Origin of the sequence: Pseudomonas sichuanensis (assembly GCF_003231305.1) — a bacterium.
Taxonomy (GTDB): domain Bacteria; phylum Pseudomonadota; class Gammaproteobacteria; order Pseudomonadales; family Pseudomonadaceae; genus Aquipseudomonas; species Aquipseudomonas sichuanensis.
In genome coordinates this window covers 203,309-222,205 of the sequence record NZ_QKVM01000001.1, presented here as the reverse complement: position 1 = coordinate 222,205, position 18,897 = coordinate 203,309, and the positions used below count along the sequence as shown (strand labels likewise).

The window sequence follows — 18,897 nt, the reverse complement described above, 5'->3', positions numbered from 1 at the left end:
TTGCCAGGACGAAATCAGTGCTCCTCGGCAGTGAGCAGTGCCAGCCGCAGGTGCTGGCATACAGTCCCTCACAATAGTCGTCTCCCACAATTCGAGTCAGAACACTAGAATAGAGCCGACGCATCCATTCAGAACCCTCTTATGCCCAACCCTGTCGATACGCAAGCGCTCGCACAGTTGCCCCTGGACGAACTCGTAGCCTGTCACGAGTGCGACCTGCTGATGCGCAAGACGACGCTGCAAAACGACGAGAAGGCCCATTGCCCGCGCTGTGGCTACGAGCTGTATGCCCACCGGCATAACGTCGTTGCTCGCAGCCTGGCACTGGTCCTTACCGCCTTGCTGCTCTATGTACCTGCCAATTTCCTGCCGATCATGCAGCTGCATCTGCTTGGCCAGACCTCGGACGATACCGTCTGGAGCGGCGTGCTCGGCTTGTACAATTCCGAAATGCGCGGCGTCGCCGTGGTGGTGTTCCTGTGCAGCATGGCCATCCCGCTGCTCAAGTTGTTGTGCCAGTTGCTGGTACTGCTGAGCATCCGTTTTGACGTCGGTCGCAGTTACGGTTTGCTGATCTATCGTATTTACCACCACTTGCGCGAGTGGGGCATGCTCGAGGTGTACTTCATGGGTGTGCTGGTTGCCATCGTCAAGCTGGTCGACCTGGCTGAACTGAGTATCGGCCTCGGCCTGTTCTGTTTCATCAGCCTGTTGCTGGTGCAGGTGTGGCTGGAAGTGGTGATGTCGCCGCACCAGATCTGGGTAGCTTTGTCCGGGGAGGATGTCCATGCGGGCGATTGATGCAGGCATTCTGGTCTGCGGTGAATGCCATGAGCTCAACCGCCGCGAGGCAGATACCACCTCGCAGACATGCACCCGTTGCGGGGCCATTGTCCATGAGCGCCGCCCTAACAGCATCGTGCGCACCTGGGCGCTGCTGCTCACTGCGATGGTGCTCTATATCCCTGCCAACGTGTTGCCGATCATGACGGTCAGTGCGCTGGGGCAGGGCAGCCCCGACACCATCATGTCGGGGGTCATTACCTTGCTCAAGCACGGCATGTTGCCGATCGCCGCCGTGGTATTCATCGCCAGTATCCTGGTACCCACCTTCAAGCTGGTGGGCATTGCCCTGCTGTTGTACTCGGTGCAGCGTCACCAGCCGCTGTCGGCGCGCCAGCGCATTCTGATGTACCGCTTCATCGAGTTCATCGGGCGCTGGTCCATGCTCGATATCTTCGTCATTGCCATCCTGGTGGCGGTGGTGAATTTTGGCCGCATTGCCAGTGTCGAAGCCAACCTGGGCGCTGTCGCCTTCGCCAGTGTGGTGATCCTGACGATGCTCGCAGCCTTAACTTTCGATCCCCGACTGATCTGGGACAACACGGAGTCGGATGACGACCATGAGTGACTTGCCTACGGCTAAAACCCGCCCTGCTTCGAATTGGTCGGCCATCTGGATCCTGCCGCTGATCGCGCTGGCCATCGGTGGCTGGCTGGCCTGGCAGGCCTACCGTGACGCCGGTATCGAAATCCAGGTGCGCTTCGAAACCGGCGAGGGCATCGTCGCCAACAAGACCGAGGTCATTTTCAAGGGCATGTCGATCGGCAAGGTGACGGGCCTGGTACTGGATAACAAGGGCGACAATCGGGGTGTTATCGCCACCATTGAAATGAACAAGGCGGCCGGGCCGCATTTGACCAAAGGCACGCGCTTCTGGCTGGTGAAGCCCAGCGTCAGCCTGGCAGGCATCTCCGGGCTTGAAACGCTTGTCTCAGGCAATTACATCGCGGTGGAGCCAGGAGAGGGCGAACCGACCAAGCGCTTCACCGCGCTCAAGGAAGCCCCGCCGTTGTCCGATGCCGAGCCCGGTTTGCACCTGACCCTCAAGGCCGAGCGCCTGGGTTCGCTCAACCGTGACAGCCCGGTGTTCTACAAGCAGATCCAGGTGGGCCGGGTGAAAAGCTATCGCCTGTCCGAGGATCAGGGCACTGTGGAGATCAAAGTCTTCATCGCGCCCGCCTACGCCAGCCTGGTGCGCAAGCACACGCGTTTCTGGAACGCCAGTGGCGTCAGCATCGATGCCGACCTGTCCGGCGTGAAGGTGCGCACCGAATCGCTTTCCAGCATCGTCGCCGGCGGTATCGCCTTTGCCACGCCAGAAAATCGCCAGGACAGCCCGCCCACTGATCCAAGCCTGCCGTTCCGGCTGTACGAGGATTTCGATGCCGCTCAGGCGGGTATCCGGGTGAAGGTCAAACTGAGTGATTTCGAGGGGCTGCAGAAGGGCCGTACCCCGGTGCTGTACAAGGGGATCCAGGTAGGCTCGCTCAAGGACCTGAAGATCGAAGGCGACCTCTCCAGCGCAATGGCGGAATTGACCCTGGACCCACTGGCAGAGGATTACCTGGTCGAAGGGACCCAGTTCTGGGTGGTCAAGCCTTCCATCTCGCTCGCGGGTATCACTGGCCTGGAAGCGCTGGTAAAGGGTAACTACATCGCTGTTCGCCCGGGCGAGCCCGGCGCCAAGCCCTTGCGTGAGTTCGAGGCACGGCCCAAGGCGCCACCGCTTGATCTCAAGGCGCCTGGCTTGCACATGGTGCTGTTCGCCGAAACCCTCGGCTCGCTGGAAGTGGGCAGCCCAGTGATGTACCGCCAGGTACGCGTGGGCAGCGTGCAGAGCTATCAGTTCGCCCGCAACAGCAAACGCATCCTGATCGGTGTACACATCGAGAAGGAGTACGCCAACCTGGTCAACGGCTCCACGCGCTTCTGGAATGCCAGCGGTATCACCCTGACCGGGGGCCTCTCGGGGATTCAGGTCAAGAGTGAGTCGCTGCAGACCCTTATGGCTGGTGGTATCTCCTTCGACACACCAAAACCCGATGTGCCGCTCAAGCGGCGTATCCCGCGTTTCCGTCTGCATGAGAGCCAGGAGGCCGCCAACCGTGCCGGCACCCTGGTAACCATTCGCGTGGAACGTGCCGATGGGCTGAAGCCGGGTGCCTCGATCCGCTTCCGCGGGCTGGACGTAGGCAGTGTCGAGAGCGTGGATCTGACCAGCGACCTGCAGGGCGTACTGCTCAGGGCGCGTATTACCCAGGCCGCGGATCGTATTGCGCGGGTGGGGACACAGTTCTGGGTGGTCAAGCCGGCCCTGGGTCTGGTGCGCACCGAGAACCTCGATACCTTGGTGGGAGGGCAGTACCTGGAAGTGTTGCCGGCGCTCAAGGACAAGGGGCCGCAGCGTGATTTCATTGCCTTGGCCGATGCGCCGCAGGTGAAGGGCGAGGAAGTCGGCCTGCCGCTGACCCTGAGTGCGCCGCGGCGTGGCTCGATCAAGCCCGGGGTGCCGGTCACCTACCGTGAAGTCGCGGTGGGCAAGGTGGTCGGCTTCGAGCTGGGCCAGACTGCCGACCGGGTACTTATCCACATCCTTATCGAGCCGCGTTATGCAGGCCTGGTGCGCGGTGGCAGCCGCTTCTGGAACAGCAGTGGGTTCGGTTTCGACTGGGGCCTGTTCAAAGGCGCCACGGTACGTACCGAGTCACTGGAGACCCTGATCGACGGTGGTATTGCCTTCGCCACGCCGGATGGCGAGCAGATGGGCAACCCGGCACGGCCGCAGCAGACCTTCGCCCTGTTCGACAAGCCGGAAGATGCCTGGCTGCAGTGGGCGCCGAAGCTGCAGATCGGCAAGTGATGAAGGGCAGGGCCGTCATGCGGCCCTGCCCTCTGTAGGAGCGGCTTTAGCCGCGAACACCCGCGCAGCGGGTGCCACGCACCGCGTTGCTTGCTTCGCGGCTGAAGCCGCTCCCACGGCATGAGTGATCTACCAGCGTGGCCCACTAAATCGCAGGCATAAAAAAACCGACCCTAGGGTCGGTTTTTTCGACAAGAACGTCGCTTAGGCAGCTGCAGCTTCTTTCAGCGCCTTGATGTGGCCATTCAGACGGCCTTTGTGGCGAGCAGCCTTGTTCTTGTGGATGATGCCCTTGTCGGCCATACGGTCGATTACAGGCACAGCCAGAACGTAAGCGGCTTGCGCTTTTTCAGCGTCTTTTGCGTCAATGGCTTTGACTACATTCTTGATGTAGGTGCGAACCATGGAACGCAGGCTGGCGTTGTGGCTGCGACGCTTCTCAGCCTGTTTTGCACGTTTCTTGGCGGAAGGTGTGTTGGCCACCGTCGAGCTCCTCGAAAGACTTTAGGTAAATAGCAAACAAAATAGGCCGCGAATCATGCCGACGAGTCGAACGGATGTCAAGGCCACCTGCAAGGTTCCGCCGAGTGGTGGGTCAACAGGCAGGAAAGATTCCTTTCTGCTACGCGACCTGTAAACTCGGGAATTTTTGGCTCCCCTGCGAAGGCGCGGGAGTATCGCACATTCGGATGCCAACTGGCAGCGTCCTCCGTCCTCTGGCGTGAATCTTTTCGATGAACCTGCTCAAATCCCTGGCTGCGGTCAGCTCCATCACCATGATTTCCCGGGTGCTCGGCTTCGTGCGCGACACCATCCTGGCGCGGATTTTCGGCGCTGGCGTAGCCACCGACGCCTTTTTCATCGCCTTCAAGTTGCCTAACCTGCTGCGGCGGATCTTTGCCGAAGGGGCGTTTTCGCAAGCCTTCGTGCCGATCCTGGCCGAGTACAAGACCCAGCAGGGCGAGGAGGCCACCCGAACCTTCATTGCCTATGTCAGCGGCCTGCTTACCCTGGTCCTGGCGCTGGTGACGGTCGTCGGCATGCTTGCCGCGCCCTGGGTGGTCTGGGCCACGGCGCCGGGGTTTGTCGACAATGCCGAGAAATACGAGCTGACCACTTCGCTGCTGCGGGTGACCTTTCCTTATATATTGCTGATCTCGCTGTCTTCCCTGGCAGGCGCCATCCTCAATACCTGGAATCGCTTCAGCGTTCCGGCCTTCACCCCGACCCTGCTCAACGTGGCGATGATCGCCTTCGCCGTCCTGCTCACACCCTACTTCGACCCGCCCATCATGGCCCTGGGCTGGGGCGTGCTGGCCGGTGGCCTGGCGCAACTGTTGTACCAGCTGCCCGCGTTGAAGAAGATCGGCATGCTCGTGCTGCCGCGCCTGAACCTGCGCGACGCCGGCGTGTGGCGGGTGCTCAAGCAGATGCTGCCGGCCATCCTCGGGGTATCGGTGAGCCAGATCTCGCTGATCATCAACACCATTTTCGCCTCCTTCCTGGTGGCCGGCTCGGTGTCGTGGATGTATTACGCCGACCGGCTGATGGAGCTGCCTTCGGGGGTGCTGGGCGTGGCCCTGGGCACCATCCTGTTGCCGACCCTGGCCAAGACCTACGCCAACAAGGACCGTGAAGAGTACTCGCGGATTCTCGACTGGGGCCTGCGCCTGTGCTTCCTGCTGGTGTTGCCGTGCACCCTGGCCCTGGCGATTCTTGCCGAACCGCTGACCGTGGCATTGTTCCAGTACGGCAAGTTCACCGCTTTCGACGCGGCCATGACCCAGCGCGCCCTGATCGCCTATTCGGTGGGCCTGCTGGCGATCATCCTGGTCAAGGTGCTGGCTCCAGGCTTCTATGCGCAGCAGAATATCCGCACGCCGGTAAAGATCGCGGTGTTCACCCTGGTCTGCACCCAATTGCTCAACCTGGCGCTGGTCGGCCCGCTGGCCCATGCCGGGTTGGCCCTGGCGATCAGCCTGGGGGCCTGCCTGAATGCCGGCTTGCTGTACTGGAAGCTGCGCAGCCAACGGCTGTACACGCCGCAACCCGGCTGGCTGCTGTTCCTGCTCAAGCTGGTGTTGGCGGTGGGGCTGATGTCGGGCGTGCTGCTGTTGGGCATGCACTACCTGCCGGCCTGGGCGCAGGGCGATATGCTGGCGCGTTTCCTGCGCCTGGGCGGCCTGATCGCGGCGGGTGTGGTTACTTACTTCGGTTGCCTGTACCTGTGCGGTTTCCGCCCGCGGCATTTCGCCCGCAAAGCGCTGCACTGAGGCGCAAAAGGGTCAGGCGTCGGTTTTTCACATTCCACACACCCGGGTGGCGCTGCTGCCTGTCGTCAGCGCCCGGGTGTGGTTATAATCGGCCACTTTATGAGCAAGAAGCGCGTTATGCAGCTGGTTCGAGGTCTTCACAACCTGCGCCCCGAGCACCGGGGCTGTGTCGCCACCATTGGCAACTTCGACGGGGTCCACCGGGGTCACCAGGCGATCCTCGCGCGTCTGCGCGAGCGCGGCCAGGCACTCGGCATGCCCACTTGCGTGGTGATCTTCGAGCCGCAGCCGCGCGAATACTTCGCCCCCGACACCGCCCCGGCCCGCCTGGCGCGCCTGCGCGACAAGGTCGAGCTGCTGGCTGGCGAAGGTATCGACCGGGTGTTGTGCCTGGCTTTCAACCAGCGCCTGAGCAAGCTCAGCGCCGATGAGTTCGTCAAGGCGATTCTGGTCGATGGCCTGGGTGTGCGCCATCTCGAAGTGGGTGACGACTTCCGCTTCGGCTGTGACCGCGCCGGCGACTTCGATTTCCTGGTCGATGCAGGCGAGCGCTACGGCTTTACCGTCGAAGCCGCCAACACCGTGATCCAGGACGGCCTGCGGGTCAGCAGCACCGAAGTGCGCAAGGCCCTCGGCGAAGGCAACTTCGAACTGGCCGCGCACCTGCTGGGCCGCCCTTACCGCATTACCGGGCGCGTGCTGCACGGCCAGAAACTGGCCCGTCAGCTCGGCACGCCCACCGCCAACATCCAGCTCAAGCGCCGCCGCGTACCGCTGTCCGGGGTCTACCTGGCCAGCATCGAGATCGACGGTAAGCAGTGGCCGGGTGTCGGCAACATCGGAGTACGCCCCACCGTCGCCGGTGACGGGCGTCCCCACCTGGAGATTCATCTTCTGGACTACGCCGGTGACCTCTACGGCCGGCGTCTGACGGTGGAGTTCCACCACAAGCTGCGTGAAGAGCAGCGTTTCGCCTCCCTGGAGGCGCTGAAGTCGGCGATCGACGCGGACATCGCCGCCGCACGTGCCCACTGGCACGCTCAACCGCTAACGAAGAGCCTGAAATGACCGACTACAAAGCCACGCTAAACCTTCCGGACACCGCCTTCCCGATGAAGGCCGGCCTGCCTCAGCGCGAACCGCAGATTCTGCAGCGCTGGGACAGCATTGGCCTGTACCAGAAGCTGCGCGAAATTGGCAAGGATCGTCCGAAGTTCGTCCTGCACGACGGCCCGCCCTATGCCAACGGCAAGATCCATATCGGTCATGCGCTGAACAAGATTCTCAAGGACATGATCGTCCGCTCGAAAACCCTGTCGGGCTTCGATGCGCCCTACGTGCCGGGCTGGGACTGCCACGGCCTGCCGATCGAGCACAAGGTCGAAGTCACCCACGGCAAGCACCTGACCGCCGACCGTACCCGCGAGCTGTGCCGCGAGTACGCCGCCGAGCAGATCGAAGGGCAGAAGACCGAGTTCATCCGCCTGGGCGTGCTGGGCGACTGGGACAACCCCTACAAGACCATGAACTTCGCCAACGAGGCCGGTGAAATCCGCGCCCTGGCCGAGATGGTCAAGCAAGGTTTCGTGTTCAAGGGCCTCAAGCCCGTGAACTGGTGCTTCGATTGCGCATCGGCCCTGGCCGAAGCCGAAGTCGAATACGCCGACAAGAAATCCCAGACCATCGACGTGGCCTTCCCGATCGCGGACGACGCCAAGCTGGCCGCCGCCTTCGGCCTGGCCTCGCTGGCCAAGCCAGCGGCCATCGTGATCTGGACCACCACCCCGTGGACCATCCCGGCCAACCAGGCGCTGAACATCCACCCCGAGTTCAAGTACGCCCTGGTCGATACCGGCGAGCGCCTGCTGGTGCTGGCCGAAGAGCTGGTAGCGTCGTGCCTCAAGCGTTACAACCTCGAAGGTTCGGTCATCGCCACCGCGCAAGGTTCGGCGCTGGAACTGATCAACTTCCGTCACCCGTTCTACGACCGCCTGTCGCCGATCTACCTGGCCGACTACGTCGAACTGGGCGCCGGTACCGGTGTGGTGCACTCGTCGCCTGCCTACGGTGAGGACGACTTCGTCACCTGCAAGCGCTACGGCATGGTCAACGACGACATCCTCACCCCGGTGCAAAGCAACGGCGTGTACGTCGAGTCGCTGCCGTTCTTCGGCGGCCAGTTCATCTGGAAGGCCAACCCGGCCATCGTCGACAAGCTGAGCGAAGTCGGTGCGCTGATGCACACCGAAACCATCAGCCACAGCTACATGCACTGCTGGCGCCACAAGACCCCGCTGATCTACCGTGCCACCGCGCAGTGGTTCGTCGGCATGGACAAGCAGCCATCCACTGGCGAGCCGCTGCGTGAACGCGCGCTCAAGGCCATCGAAGACACCAAGTTCGTTCCGGCCTGGGGCCAGGCGCGTCTGCACTCGATGATCGCCAACCGCCCGGACTGGTGCATCTCGCGTCAGCGCAACTGGGGGGTACCGATCCCGTTCTTCCTCGACAAACAGACCGGCGAGCTGCACCCGCGCACCGTCGAACTGATGGAAGAAGTGGCCAAGCGCGTCGAGAAAGAAGGCATCGAAGCCTGGTTCAAGATGGACGCCGCCGAACTGCTCGGTGACGAAGCCGGCCAGTACGACAAGATCGCCGACACCCTCGACGTCTGGTTCGACTCCGGTACAACCCACTGGCATGTGCTGCGTGGCTCGCACGACATCGGCCACGCCACCGGCCCGCGCGCCGACCTGTACCTGGAAGGTTCCGACCAGCACCGCGGCTGGTTCCACTCCTCGTTGCTGACCGGCTGCGCCATCGACAACCACGCGCCGTACCGCGAGCTGCTGACCCACGGTTTCACTGTGGACGAGAGCGGCCGCAAGATGTCCAAGTCCCTGGGCAACACCATCGAGCCGGAAAAGGTCAACAACACCCTGGGTGCCGACATCCTGCGCCTGTGGGTCTCGGCCACCGACTACTCCGGTGAGATGGCGGTTTCCGAGCAGATCCTGCAGCGCAGCGCCGACGCCTACCGCCGTATCCGCAACACCGCGCGCTTCCTGCTGTCCAACCTGTCCGGCTTCGACCCGGCCCGCGACCTGCTGCCGGCCGAAGACATGCTGGCGCTGGACCGCTGGGCGGTGGACCGTACCCTGCTGCTGCAACGCGAGTTGGAAGAGCACTACGGCGAATACCGCTTCTGGAACGTCTACTCGAAGATCCACAACTTCTGCGTGCAGGAGCTGGGCGGCTTCTACCTCGACATCATCAAAGACCGCCAGTACACCACCGGCGCCAACAGTGTCGCCCGCCGTTCCTGCCAGACCGCGCTGTACCACATCAGCGAGGCGCTGGTGCGCTGGATCGCGCCGATCCTGGCCTTCACCGCCGACGAAATCTGGCAGTACCTGCCAGGTGAGCGTAACGAGTCGGTGATGCTCAACGGCTGGTACCAGGGCCTGAGCGAACTGCCGGCCGACGCCGAGCTGGACCGCGCTTACTGGGACCGCGTGATGGCAGTCAAGGCAGCCGTCAACAAGGAGCTGGAGAACCAGCGCAGCGCCAAGGTCATCGGCGGCAACCTGCAGGCCGAAGTCACCCTGTTCGCCGAAGAGGGCCTGACTGCCGACCTGAACAAGCTCGGCGACGAGCTGCGCTTCGTGCTGATCACCTCCGCCGCCAGCGTGGTGCCGTTCGTCCAGGCTCCGGCCGATGCCGTGACAACCGAAGTCGAAGGCCTCAAGCTGAAGATCGTCAAGTCCGGCCATGCCAAGTGCGGCCGTTGCTGGCACTTCCGCGCCGACGTCGGCAGCCACCCGGAGCACCCGGAAATCTGCGGCCGTTGCGTCGACAACCTGAGCGGTGAAGGTGAGGTGCGCCACTATGCCTAATGCAGCTGGGCGCTTCGGGCGCCTTGCCTGGCTCTGGCTGAGCCTGGTGGTACTGGTCGTCGACCAGGCCACCAAGGTCTACTTCGAAGGGGCGTTGAGCCTGTACCAGCAGATTGTGGTCATTCCCGACTACTTCAGCTGGACCCTGGCCTACAACACCGGCGCGGCCTTCAGCTTCCTCGCCGACAGCTCCGGCTGGCAGCGCTGGTTGTTCGCCCTGATCGCCGTGGTGGTCAGCGCCGTGCTGGTGGTCTGGCTCAAGCGTCTGGGGCGCAACGAGACCTGGCTTGCCGTGGCCCTGGCCCTGGTGCTGGGTGGCGCGCTGGGCAACCTGTACGACCGCGTGGTGCTTGGCCATGTGGTCGACTTCATCCTGGTGCACTGGCGCAACACCCATTACTTCCCGGCCTTCAACGTGGCCGACAGCGCCATCACCGTGGGTGCGGTGATGCTGGCGCTGGATATGTTCAAGAGCAAGAAGTCCGAGGAGCCTGTCCATGACTGAGACACGTATTGGCCAGAACACCGAAGTGACCCTGCACTTCGCCCTGCACCTGGAAAACGGCGATACCGTCGACAGCACCTTCGACAAGGCCCCGGCCACCTTCAAGGTCGGCGATGGCAACTTGCTGCCAGGCTTCGAAAGCGCCCTGTTCGGTTTCAAGGCCGGTGACCAGCGCAAGCTGAGCATCGCCCCAGAGAACGCCTTCGGCCAGCACAACCCGCAGAACGTGCAGGTGATGCCGCGCTCGCAGTTCGAAGGCATGGAGCTGTCCGACGGGCTGCTGGTGATCTTCAACGATGCCGCCAACACCGAGCTGCCGGGTGTGGTCAAAGCGTTCGACGACAACCAGGTGACCATCGACTTCAACCATCCGCTGGCTGGCAAGACCCTCAACTTCGAGGTGCAGATCCTCGACGTGAAGGCCCTGTGAGCCTGGAGCCGAGCATGCAAATCAAACTCGCCAACCCGCGCGGCTTCTGCGCGGGGGTCGACCGGGCGATCGAGATCGTCAACCGCGCCCTGGAAGTCTTCGGCCCGCCGATCTACGTGCGCCACGAAGTGGTGCACAACAAGTTCGTCGTCGAAGACCTGCGCAGCCGTGGCGCGATTTTCGTCGAAGAGCTGGACCAGGTGCCGGACGACGTCATCGTCATCTTCAGCGCCCATGGTGTGTCGCAAGCGGTGCGCCAGGAGGCCGCCGGCCGTGGCCTGAAAGTCTTCGACGCCACCTGCCCACTGGTGACCAAGGTGCATATCGAGGTTGCCAAGTACAGCCGCGACGGCCGTGAGTGCATCCTGATCGGCCACGCCGGGCACCCGGAAGTCGAAGGCACCATGGGCCAATACGATGCCAGCAATGGCGGCGCCATCTACCTCGTCGAGGACGAGAAGGACGTTGCCGCGCTGCAGGTGCGCAACCCCGAGCACCTGGCCTTCGTTACCCAGACCACCCTGTCGATGGATGACACCAGCCGGGTCATCGACGCCCTGCGCGCACGCTTCCCGAGCATCGGTGGGCCGCGCAAGGACGACATCTGCTACGCCACCCAGAACCGCCAGGACGCCGTCAAGCAACTGGCCGACGAGTGCGACGTGGTGCTGGTGGTCGGCAGCCCCAACAGCTCCAACTCCAACCGCCTGCGTGAGCTGGCCGAGCGCATGAGCACCCCGGCCTACCTGATCGACGGTGCCGAGGACCTGCAGCGCAGCTGGTTCGACGGTGTCGGGCGGATCGGCATCACCGCCGGTGCTTCGGCCCCCGAAGTGTTGGTGCGTGGCGTGATCGAACAGCTCAAGGCCTGGGGCGCCACTGGCGCCGAAGAACTCGATGGCCGTGAGGAGAACATCACCTTCTCCATGCCCAAAGAGCTGCGGGTTCGCTCGCTGATCTGATCAGTCGCCTGCGCAGCGACGTTTTTCGTCGTTGAGCAGGCGGATTCTTCCACTGGGGCTCAGCACCACCTGATACAGGCTGGCCCCGGTGTTGCGCTGGCAGATATGCAGTGTGATGCCACCGAAGCCAGATCCCAATGGCGCGCCGCGCCCGCTGAACCTCATTTCCCTTGGATCGCTGGCGACAATCCAGATTGGCCTGCCCAGGCGATGTTCGCGCAGCAACTGGCCGTCGTGCTCCAGCGACAGGCGCCAACCCTTGCCCCAGTCTCCCTCTACCGGCAGTACCAGCACCGCCTGTTGGCGCAGCAGCGCCTGGTTGCGCGCGTCACGTAGCGCCTGTACCAGCTCCCGCGCAGTCGCAGACTGATACAGCTCTTCGTTGACCTTGCTGTAGGCAGATATTCCCAAGTGCGTCAGAAGGCCGGCCACGGCCAGCGCGCACATCATTTGTATCAGTGTTACGCCTTGTTGCCTCACCGTGCATTCCTCCCAGCAAGTGCTTCGCTGAAGCTTCGCGGTCGTTTGGCAGGCGTGCCAGTCGGCCACTTCAGGTAGTGGGCGGGGAAAGATCCGGGGAGTGCATGGAATGTGGGCCAGGGAAGGTGGCATGACGTTGTTGGAGGTGCTGGTGGCCATGACGGTGCTAGCGCTGGGTGTGTTCATGGCAGCGGCACTGCAGGTGCGTGCTTTGCAGGCAAGCGACAATACCCAGCGTGAAAGCCAGGCGCTGCAGTTGTTGCAGGGCATGCTGGAGCGGGTGAGGGCGGCGGGTGCGCTATCGCCTGCCGACCAGGCGGCCTGGCAGGTACAGGTACCTGCCGTGCTGGGCGCTTCAGCTGAGGGCAGGGTCAGCCACAGCGCTGGCCGGCTGATGCTGGAGGTGCACTGGTCAGTGGGCGCTGAGCGGCAGGTGCTTGGTTTGCAGGGCTGGGTGCTGCCATGACGCGCCGGCAAACAGGCGTCGGCCTGACCGAAACGATGCTGGCGCTGGCGCTCGGGCTGATGCTGCTGGCAGCGGCAAGCCAAGTGTTCGCTTCGGTCTATCAGGCCTGGCGCCTGCAAGGCGCGACCGCGAGTATGCAGGATGACGCCCGGCTGGTGCTGCAGCGCATGGCCGAGGATATCCGCATGGCCGGCATGTTCGGCTGCTTGCGCCTTGAGCCCGAGGACTTCCGCGCGTCCGACGCTGCCCAGGCCTTTGCCAACCCGATCCAGATCACCCCTGGCAACATCACCCTGGTCGGCGCTGCGCTACCCGGCCTGGCTGGCCCATCGGATTGGACAGTGCTCAGCGATTGCAGCAGTTGGGCGCACGTGATGGGCAGCCAGCATGTGTCGGCGGGCGATTTGTTCGCCTTGCCCGTACGTCGGCTGACCTACCATTTACGCGATGGCAGCCTATGGCTCGCCACCAGGTTCCAGAACGCCAGGCTGATAGAAAATGTGCGGGCGCTGGAGGTGTCCAGGGTGGGTGAGCGTGTGGATATCCGTCTTACCCTGTACGACCGCCAGCACCAGCTTGAGCAGCAGCACCAGATAAGCGTGGCCGTGCGCAACCCGCTGGGTGACGCATGAAGCGCCAGCGCGGTGTCGTCCTGCTGTTGGCGTTGAGCCTGAGCCTGCTGTTGGGTTTGCTGGCGGCTCAGGGGTTACGTGAGGCTCTGGTGCAGCAGCAACTGATGAGCGAGCAACTGGCGGGTGCGCGCGCTTTTGAGCAGGCGGAGGCCAGCCTGATTGAGGGCGCAGCATTGTTTCCGACCCATTTGCCCGAGCAGTGCTCGGCGTGCCTGCCCCCCAGTCTTCCAGGCGACAATCCTGTTCCGCCCTGGCAAGCCACCGACAGCGGCTACGTCCTGCTGCAGAACCTTGGCGAAAGCATCAAGGCTGCCGGTATGCCGGCAGGCGAGCAGGTGACGCTGGTCCGGGTAACGGCCGTCAGCCATCAGGTGCGCGGCCGTCGGGCCCTTGAAGTAATGTACGCGCTGGATGGCGCGGCCGTGGCGCGACGCATCAGCTGGCGCCAACGCCTGGAGGACGACTGACATGCAGCGTGGCCTGAGCCTTATCGAGTTGTTGATTGTCATGGCGCTGATCGGCATGCTGGCAGCCATTGCCTACCCCAGTTACAGCGAACAGCTACGGCGTGCCGCGCGCAGCGAAGTGGTCGGCCTGCTGCAGGATGCGGCGCTGCGCCTTGCGCGCCACCACACCCGCGTCGGCGGCTACGCCGACAACGAACAGCTGGTGACGCCATTGCCCATGGGTAACCGCTACTACCGCCTACAGGCACGCCGCGAGAGCGACAGCTTCACGCTGCTGGCCATGCGCCTGCCCGACGGGTTGATGGCGCACGATCGCTGTGGCGACTTCCAGCTCGACCAGGCAGGTGTGCGCAGCAACCCAGGTGCTGGCGACAATGCCGAGCTGTGCTGGGGAAGCTGAAGATCATAAGGTGCCACGGCACCGTGGAATTACTTCAGGTGTTGGATCGAACGATGAGCAAGCAAGTAGTAATTGTCGGCGGTGGCGTCATCGGCCTGCTGACGGCGTTCAACCTGGCGGCCGAGGTCGACCGGGTGGTGCTGTGCGACCAGGGCGAGGTCGGCCGCGAGTCGTCGTGGGCGGGGGGCGGTATCGTCTCGCCGCTGTACCCGTGGCGCTACAGCACGGCGGTGACCGCGCTGGCGCACTGGTCGCAGGATTTTTATCCACAGCTGGGCGAGCGCCTGTTCGACAGCACCGGCGTCGACCCCGAGGTGCACACCACCGGCCTGTACTGGCTGGACCTGGACGATGAAGCCGAGGCCCTGGCCTGGGCTGCACGCGAACAGCGCCCGCTGAGTGCGGTGGATATCTCGGCGGCCTACGACGCCGTGCCGGTGCTGGGCCCGGGCTACCGCCACGCGATCTACATGGCCGGTGTGGCCAACGTGCGCAACCCGCGCCTGGTCAAGTCGCTCAAGGCCGCGCTGCTGGCGCTGCCCAACGTCACCCTGCGCGAGCACTGCCAAGTCACCGGCTTCGCCCAGGAAGGCGGGCGCATCGTCGGTGTACAGACCGACGACGGCGTGCTGGCCGCCGATGATGTGGTGCTCAGCGCCGGTGCCTGGAGCGGCGACCTGTTGCAGACCCTGGGCCTGGCATTGCCGGTGGAACCGGTCAAAGGCCAGATGATCCTGTTCAAGTGCGCCGAAGACTTCTTGCCGAGCATGGTCCTGGCCAAGGGGCGCTACGCGATCCCGCGCCGCGACGGGCACATCCTGGTGGGCAGTACCCTGGAACACGAAGGCTACGACAAGACCCCGACCGCCGAAGCGCTGGCCAGCCTCAAGGCCTCGGCCATCGAGTTGCTGCCGGCATTGGCCGATGCCGAAGTCGTTGGACACTGGGCGGGCTTGCGGCCGGGCTCGCCGGAAGGCATCCCGTACATCGGTGCGGTGCCGGGGCATGAAGGGCTATGGCTGAACTGCGGCCATTACCGCAATGGCCTGGTGCTGGCGCCCGCATCGTGCCAGCTGTTCAGCGACCTGCTGCTGGGGCGTGAGCCGATCATCGACCCTGCGCCGTATGCACCGGCGGGGCGCCTGGCCTGAAGTCGCCGGGAGCGATTCGCTCTGTAGGAGCGGCCTCGTGCCGCGAAAGGGCTGCAAAGCAGCCCCAGCAATTTCAGTCTGGAACCAGGGCCCGCTTTGCGGGCCTTTCGCGGCACAAGGCCGCTCCTACAGTTACCGAGCTCACTGCAGGGTGGGCTTAGCCTTGGCGGCCCGGCCCTTGCTGCAAATGCTGTTGGCTGCAATACCACTCCTTGCCCTGCTGCAACGCCCGGTCATTGGGCAGGTGCACGCCGCAGTGGGCGCAGCGCACCATCCTCAGCGGGTCGTCGAGGCGCGGCTCGGCGGGGGATTGCTGACTGGTCTTGAACTTGCGCCACAGCCAGAACGCGGCGGCGATCAGGGCGATCCAGAAAAGTAGGCGAACCATGGTGTCCAGCTTGTCGAGAGAAGAAGGCGACAGTCTAGGATGCGGCCAATAAAAAAGGGAGGCCTTGGGCCTCCCTTCTTTGTCTCGCGCAGCGTCAGTCGAACATGCCGAAGGTCATGTAGCTGAACCACGAGCGGTCTTTCTCGGCTTCTTTCGGGCCTTCCGGCAGGATCGGGTCGCCATTCTCGTCCTTGGGCAGCAGGTCTTCCGGCATCTCGGAGCGAGCGTCCTGGAACTGGCGCACCACGTCCTGGTTGGCGCGGGTCTCGCCCGGTGGCAGCGGCGTCTCGGTCTCGATCAGGCCCAGGGTGGCCTTGGACAGCCAGGAGCGGTTGCCGTTTTCATCCTGGGTGGCGACGAACTGGCCATCGACCAGGCTCGGGTGGTTCGGGTAGTTGAGCTTGAGGGTTTCCAGGCTGGTGGCGGCCAGTTCGTCCAGGTGCATGTGCTGGTACGACTCGACCATCACCGCCAGGCCGTCGCCGACCGATGGGGTTTCCTGGAAGTTCTCGACCACGTAGCGGCCACGGTTGGCGGCGGCCACGTAGGCCTCGCGGCTCAGGTAGTAGTTGGCCACGTGGATTTCGTAGCTGGCCAGCAGGTTGCGCAGGTAGATCATGCGCTGCTTGGCGTCTGGCGAGTAACGGCTGTTGGGGAAGCGGCTGGTCAGCTGGGCGAACTCGTTGTACGAGTCACGCGCGGCGCCTGGGTCACGCTTGGTCATGTCCAGCGGCAGGAAGCGCGCCAGCAGGCCACGGTCCTGGTCGAAGGAGGTCAGGCCTTTCAGGTAATAGGCGTAGTCGACGTTCGGGTGCTGCGGGTGCAGGCGGATGAAGCGCTCGGCGGCGGACTTGGCGGCCTCGGGCTCGGAGTTCTTGTAGTTGGCGTAGATCAGCTCGAGCTGGGCCTGGTCGGCGTAGCGGCCGAACGGGTAGCGCGACTCCAGGGCCTTGAGCTTGTTCACGGCGCTGGTGTAGCTGGAGTTGTCCAGATCAGCCTGGGCCTGCTGGTAAAGCTCGGCCTCGCTGAGGTTCTCGTCAATGACTTCCTTGTTCGAGGAACAGGCAGCGGTGAGCCCGAGGATGGCGATCAGCAGCAGGTGTTTCACTTGCATGGCGGCTTGCGTCCCTTTGACGGCCGCTGTCTTGGGCGGAGCCGTCCTGTTATGATGAGCGCCCCCGGCCAAACCCCGGGGCAAAAGAAGCCGTATTTAACCACAAGCACGCAGCCGAAACCAAAGGCTGTACGCCCGCCGAATTGAGCATGTCCGAGATCATTCAACTTAGCGCAGAGGTCCCGTCCGAACTGGGCGGCCAACGCCTCGACCAGGTCGCCGCCCAACTGTTCGCCGAGTACTCGCGTTCGCGCCTGACTTCGTGGATCAAGGATGGCCGCCTGACCGTCAACGACGCGGTACTGCGGCCGCGCGACACCGTTCACAGTGGCGATATCCTGGCCCTCGAGGCCGAACAGGAAGCCCAGGGTGAATGGGTGGCCCAGGACATCGAGCTGGACATCGTCTATGAAGACGACCAGATCCTGGTGATCAACAAGCCTGCCGGGCTGGTGGTCCACCCGGCGGCCGGCCATGCCGATGGCACCTTGCTCAATGCCCTGCTGCACCATGTGCCGGACATCGTCAATGTGCCGCGCGCAGGTATCGTGCATCGCCTGGACAAGGACACCACCGGCCTGATGGTGGTGGCCAAGACCCTGCAGGCACAGACCAAGCTGGTCGAGCAGCTGCAGAGCCGCAGCGTCAGCCGCATCTATGAATGCATCGTGGTGGGCGTGGTGATTGCCGGCGGCAAGATCGACGCGCCGATCGGCCGTCACGGCGGCCTGCGCCAGCGCATGGCGGTCACCGACGGTGGCAAGCCGGCGGTCAGCCACTACCGGGTGCTCAAGCGCTTCCGTTCGCACACCCATGTGCGGGTCAAGCTGGAAACCGGCCGTACCCACCAGATCCGTGTGCACATGGCGCATGTCGGCTATCCGTTGGTCGGCGACCAGACTTACGGCGTGCGTTTCCGCATTCCACCCGCTGCCAGCGTGACCATGGTCGAGGCGGTGAAGAACTTCCCGCGCCAGGCCCTGCACGCACGCTTCCTGGCCCTGGATCACCCGACCACCGGTGAGCGCATGGAGTGGAAATCGGAGCTGCCGGACGACTTCAAGTGGCTGCTGTCGCTGCTCGAACAGGATCGCGAGAGCTTCATCGGATGAGTGGCCTGACGCAGTCGCTGATCTTCCCCGACTGGCCGGCCCCGGCCTCGGTACGCGCCTGTGTCACCACCCGCGAGGGCGGCGTCAGCCTGCCGCCCTATGCCGCCTTCAATCTTGGCGACCATGTGGGCGATGACCCGCAGGCCGTTGCCGAGAACCGTCGTCGCCTCAGTGATGAATTCGCCATCCAGCCCGCCTGGCTCAAGCAAGTGCATGGGCTGGTGGTGGCTGACGCCAACCCGGCGCTGGTTGCCGAGGCTGATGCCAGCTGGACCGACCAGCCCGGCATTGCCTGCACCGTGATGACCGCCGATTGCCTGCCCGCGCTGTTCTGCGACCGTGCCGGCACCCGCGTGGCCGCCGCCCATGCCGGCTGGCGCGGGCTGGCCGGCGGTGTGCTGGAAGCTACCCTGGACCGCCTGGCCGTGCCGCCCGAAGACGTGCTGGTGTGGCTGGGGCCTGCCATTGGCCCGCAGGCATTCGAAGTGGGCCTGGAAGTGCGTGATGCGTTCACGGCCGTGCATCCCGAGGCGGCTGCAGCCTTTGTCGACGGCGAACGGCCGGGCAAGCTGATGGCCGACATCTATGCGCTGGCGCGGATCCGCCTGGCCGCACGCGGTGTGACGGCTGTGTACGGCGGTGGGTTCTGCACGGTCAGCGATCAGCGCTTCTTCTCTTATCGTCGCACCCCGCAGGGTGGGCGCTTTGCTTCGCTGGTGTGGCTACAGCCTCAATGACCCTGGGGGCGCTTTGCGCCCCTTTCGCGGCACAAGGCCGCTCCTACAGGGGGTCGCGGTTGCCTGTAGGAGCGGCCTTGTGTCGCGAAAGGGCTGCGCAGCAGCCCCGGCATTCTCAATCCACCGCCATCCCTGCTGACCTCCGTCAATCCCGCTACGCTTGAATCTTCCAGAATCACC

20 protein-coding genes are annotated in these 18,897 nt (G+C 63.9%); 16 read left to right on the top strand and 4 right to left on the bottom strand.

Annotated features, from left to right (window positions below; genetic code table 11):
• Positions 1 to 141: 141 nt before the first annotated feature.
• Genes DM373_RS01095 through DM373_RS01085 form a run of 3 tightly spaced genes read left to right on the top strand, consistent with a single transcriptional unit; the run spans position 142 to position 3,704 of the window.
• Positions 142 to 801 (top strand): paraquat-inducible protein A, encoded by a 660-nt coding sequence (locus tag DM373_RS01095; RefSeq protein WP_110991783.1) that lies wholly within the window; start codon positions 142 to 144, stop codon positions 799 to 801.
• The gene (locus DM373_RS01090) at positions 788 to 1,411 is read left to right on the top strand and encodes a paraquat-inducible protein A (protein WP_110991782.1); all 624 of its coding nucleotides are present in this window, start codon (positions 788 to 790) and stop codon (positions 1,409 to 1,411) included. Before DM373_RS01095 ends, DM373_RS01090 begins: the two co-directional genes overlap by 14 nt.
• Positions 1,404 to 3,704 carry a PqiB family protein gene (locus DM373_RS01085; protein ID WP_110991781.1) on the top strand — a complete coding sequence of 767 codons (2,301 nt, stop codon included), beginning with the start codon at positions 1,404 to 1,406 and terminating at the stop codon, positions 3,702 to 3,704. Before DM373_RS01090 ends, DM373_RS01085 begins: the two co-directional genes overlap by 8 nt.
• Before the next feature lie 204 nt (positions 3,705 to 3,908).
• On the opposite strand, the gene rpsT is transcribed toward DM373_RS01085, so the two are convergent.
• The gene (gene rpsT, locus DM373_RS01080) at positions 3,909 to 4,187 is read right to left on the bottom strand and encodes a 30S ribosomal protein S20 (protein WP_003247625.1); all 279 of its coding nucleotides are present in this window, start codon (positions 4,185 to 4,187) and stop codon (positions 3,909 to 3,911) included.
• 251 nt (positions 4,188 to 4,438) lie between these two features.
• Here rpsT and murJ point away from each other — a divergent pair, with 251 nt between their 5' ends.
• The 6 genes from murJ to ispH all read left to right on the top strand — a co-directional run bounded on the left by murJ (position 4,439) and on the right by ispH (position 11,770).
• Positions 4,439 to 5,977 carry a murein biosynthesis integral membrane protein MurJ gene (gene murJ / locus DM373_RS01075; RefSeq protein ID WP_110991780.1) on the top strand — a complete coding sequence of 513 codons (1,539 nt, stop codon included), beginning with the start codon at positions 4,439 to 4,441 and terminating at the stop codon, positions 5,975 to 5,977.
• Positions 5,978 to 6,094: 117 nt separating this feature from the next.
• The gene (ribF, locus tag DM373_RS01070) at positions 6,095 to 7,045 is read left to right on the top strand and encodes a bifunctional riboflavin kinase/FAD synthetase (protein WP_110991779.1); all 951 of its coding nucleotides are present in this window, start codon (positions 6,095 to 6,097) and stop codon (positions 7,043 to 7,045) included.
• Complete coding sequence (ileS, locus tag DM373_RS01065) at positions 7,042 to 9,873, top strand: isoleucine--tRNA ligase (RefSeq protein WP_110991778.1); 2,832 nt, start codon at positions 7,042 to 7,044, stop codon at positions 9,871 to 9,873. Before ribF ends, ileS begins: the two co-directional genes overlap by 4 nt.
• Positions 9,866 to 10,378, top strand: coding sequence for a signal peptidase II (gene lspA, locus DM373_RS01060; RefSeq protein WP_110991777.1), 513 nt, complete (start codon positions 9,866 to 9,868; stop codon positions 10,376 to 10,378). The genes ileS and lspA overlap by 8 nt, the downstream gene beginning before the upstream one ends.
• A complete protein-coding gene (locus tag DM373_RS01055) occupies positions 10,371 to 10,808 on the top strand; it encodes an FKBP-type peptidyl-prolyl cis-trans isomerase (RefSeq protein ID WP_110991776.1) in 438 nt (145 codons plus the stop codon). Before lspA ends, DM373_RS01055 begins: the two co-directional genes overlap by 8 nt.
• A 14-nt stretch (positions 10,809 to 10,822) precedes the next feature.
• A complete protein-coding gene (gene ispH, locus DM373_RS01050) occupies positions 10,823 to 11,770 on the top strand; it encodes a 4-hydroxy-3-methylbut-2-enyl diphosphate reductase (protein WP_110991775.1) in 948 nt (315 codons plus the stop codon).
• On the opposite strand, the gene DM373_RS01045 is transcribed toward ispH, so the two are convergent.
• A complete protein-coding gene (locus DM373_RS01045; RefSeq protein ID WP_110991774.1) occupies positions 11,771 to 12,250 on the bottom strand; it encodes a GspH/FimT family pseudopilin in 480 nt (159 codons plus the stop codon).
• Between the two features lie 109 nt (positions 12,251 to 12,359).
• On the opposite strand from DM373_RS01045, the gene DM373_RS29480 reads away from it, so the two are divergent.
• From DM373_RS29480 to thiO, 5 genes are read left to right on the top strand one after another with little or no spacing between them, the layout of a single operon-like run.
• Positions 12,360 to 12,716 (top strand): type IV pilus modification PilV family protein, encoded by a 357-nt coding sequence (locus DM373_RS29480; protein ID WP_110991773.1) that lies wholly within the window; start codon positions 12,360 to 12,362, stop codon positions 12,714 to 12,716.
• Complete coding sequence (locus tag DM373_RS01035) at positions 12,713 to 13,348, top strand: PilW family protein (protein ID WP_110991772.1); 636 nt, start codon at positions 12,713 to 12,715, stop codon at positions 13,346 to 13,348. The genes DM373_RS29480 and DM373_RS01035 overlap by 4 nt, the downstream gene beginning before the upstream one ends.
• A complete protein-coding gene (locus tag DM373_RS01030) occupies positions 13,345 to 13,815 on the top strand; it encodes a hypothetical protein (protein WP_110991771.1) in 471 nt (156 codons plus the stop codon). The genes DM373_RS01035 and DM373_RS01030 overlap by 4 nt, the downstream gene beginning before the upstream one ends.
• A gap of 1 nt (position 13,816) precedes the next feature.
• Positions 13,817 to 14,215: a type IV pilin protein gene (locus DM373_RS01025; protein ID WP_110991770.1), complete on the top strand. Its 399-nt coding sequence runs from the start codon at positions 13,817 to 13,819 to the stop codon at positions 14,213 to 14,215.
• 53 nt (positions 14,216 to 14,268) lie between these two features.
• Positions 14,269 to 15,366, top strand: a complete 1,098-nt coding sequence (gene thiO, locus DM373_RS01020; RefSeq protein WP_110991769.1) for a glycine oxidase ThiO — start codon at positions 14,269 to 14,271, stop codon at positions 15,364 to 15,366.
• Positions 15,367 to 15,523: 157 nt separating this feature from the next.
• Here thiO and DM373_RS01015 read toward each other — a convergent pair whose 3' ends face one another.
• Together DM373_RS01015 and DM373_RS01010 are read right to left on the bottom strand one after the other, a co-directional pair.
• Positions 15,524 to 15,754, bottom strand: coding sequence for a PP0621 family protein (locus tag DM373_RS01015; protein ID WP_110991768.1), 231 nt, complete (start codon positions 15,752 to 15,754; stop codon positions 15,524 to 15,526).
• Between the two features lie 94 nt (positions 15,755 to 15,848).
• Positions 15,849 to 16,868 (bottom strand): outer membrane protein assembly factor BamD, encoded by a 1,020-nt coding sequence (locus tag DM373_RS01010; RefSeq protein WP_110991767.1) that lies wholly within the window; start codon positions 16,866 to 16,868, stop codon positions 15,849 to 15,851.
• 149 nt (positions 16,869 to 17,017) lie between these two features.
• On the opposite strand from DM373_RS01010, the gene rluD reads away from it, so the two are divergent.
• Both rluD and pgeF read left to right on the top strand, forming a co-directional pair.
• A complete protein-coding gene (gene rluD, locus DM373_RS01005) occupies positions 17,018 to 17,980 on the top strand; it encodes a 23S rRNA pseudouridine(1911/1915/1917) synthase RluD (protein WP_110991766.1) in 963 nt (320 codons plus the stop codon).
• The gene (gene pgeF / locus DM373_RS01000) at positions 17,977 to 18,717 is read left to right on the top strand and encodes a peptidoglycan editing factor PgeF (protein WP_110991765.1); all 741 of its coding nucleotides are present in this window, start codon (positions 17,977 to 17,979) and stop codon (positions 18,715 to 18,717) included. The genes rluD and pgeF overlap by 4 nt, the downstream gene beginning before the upstream one ends.
• The last annotated feature ends 180 nt before the right edge of the window (positions 18,718 to 18,897 follow it).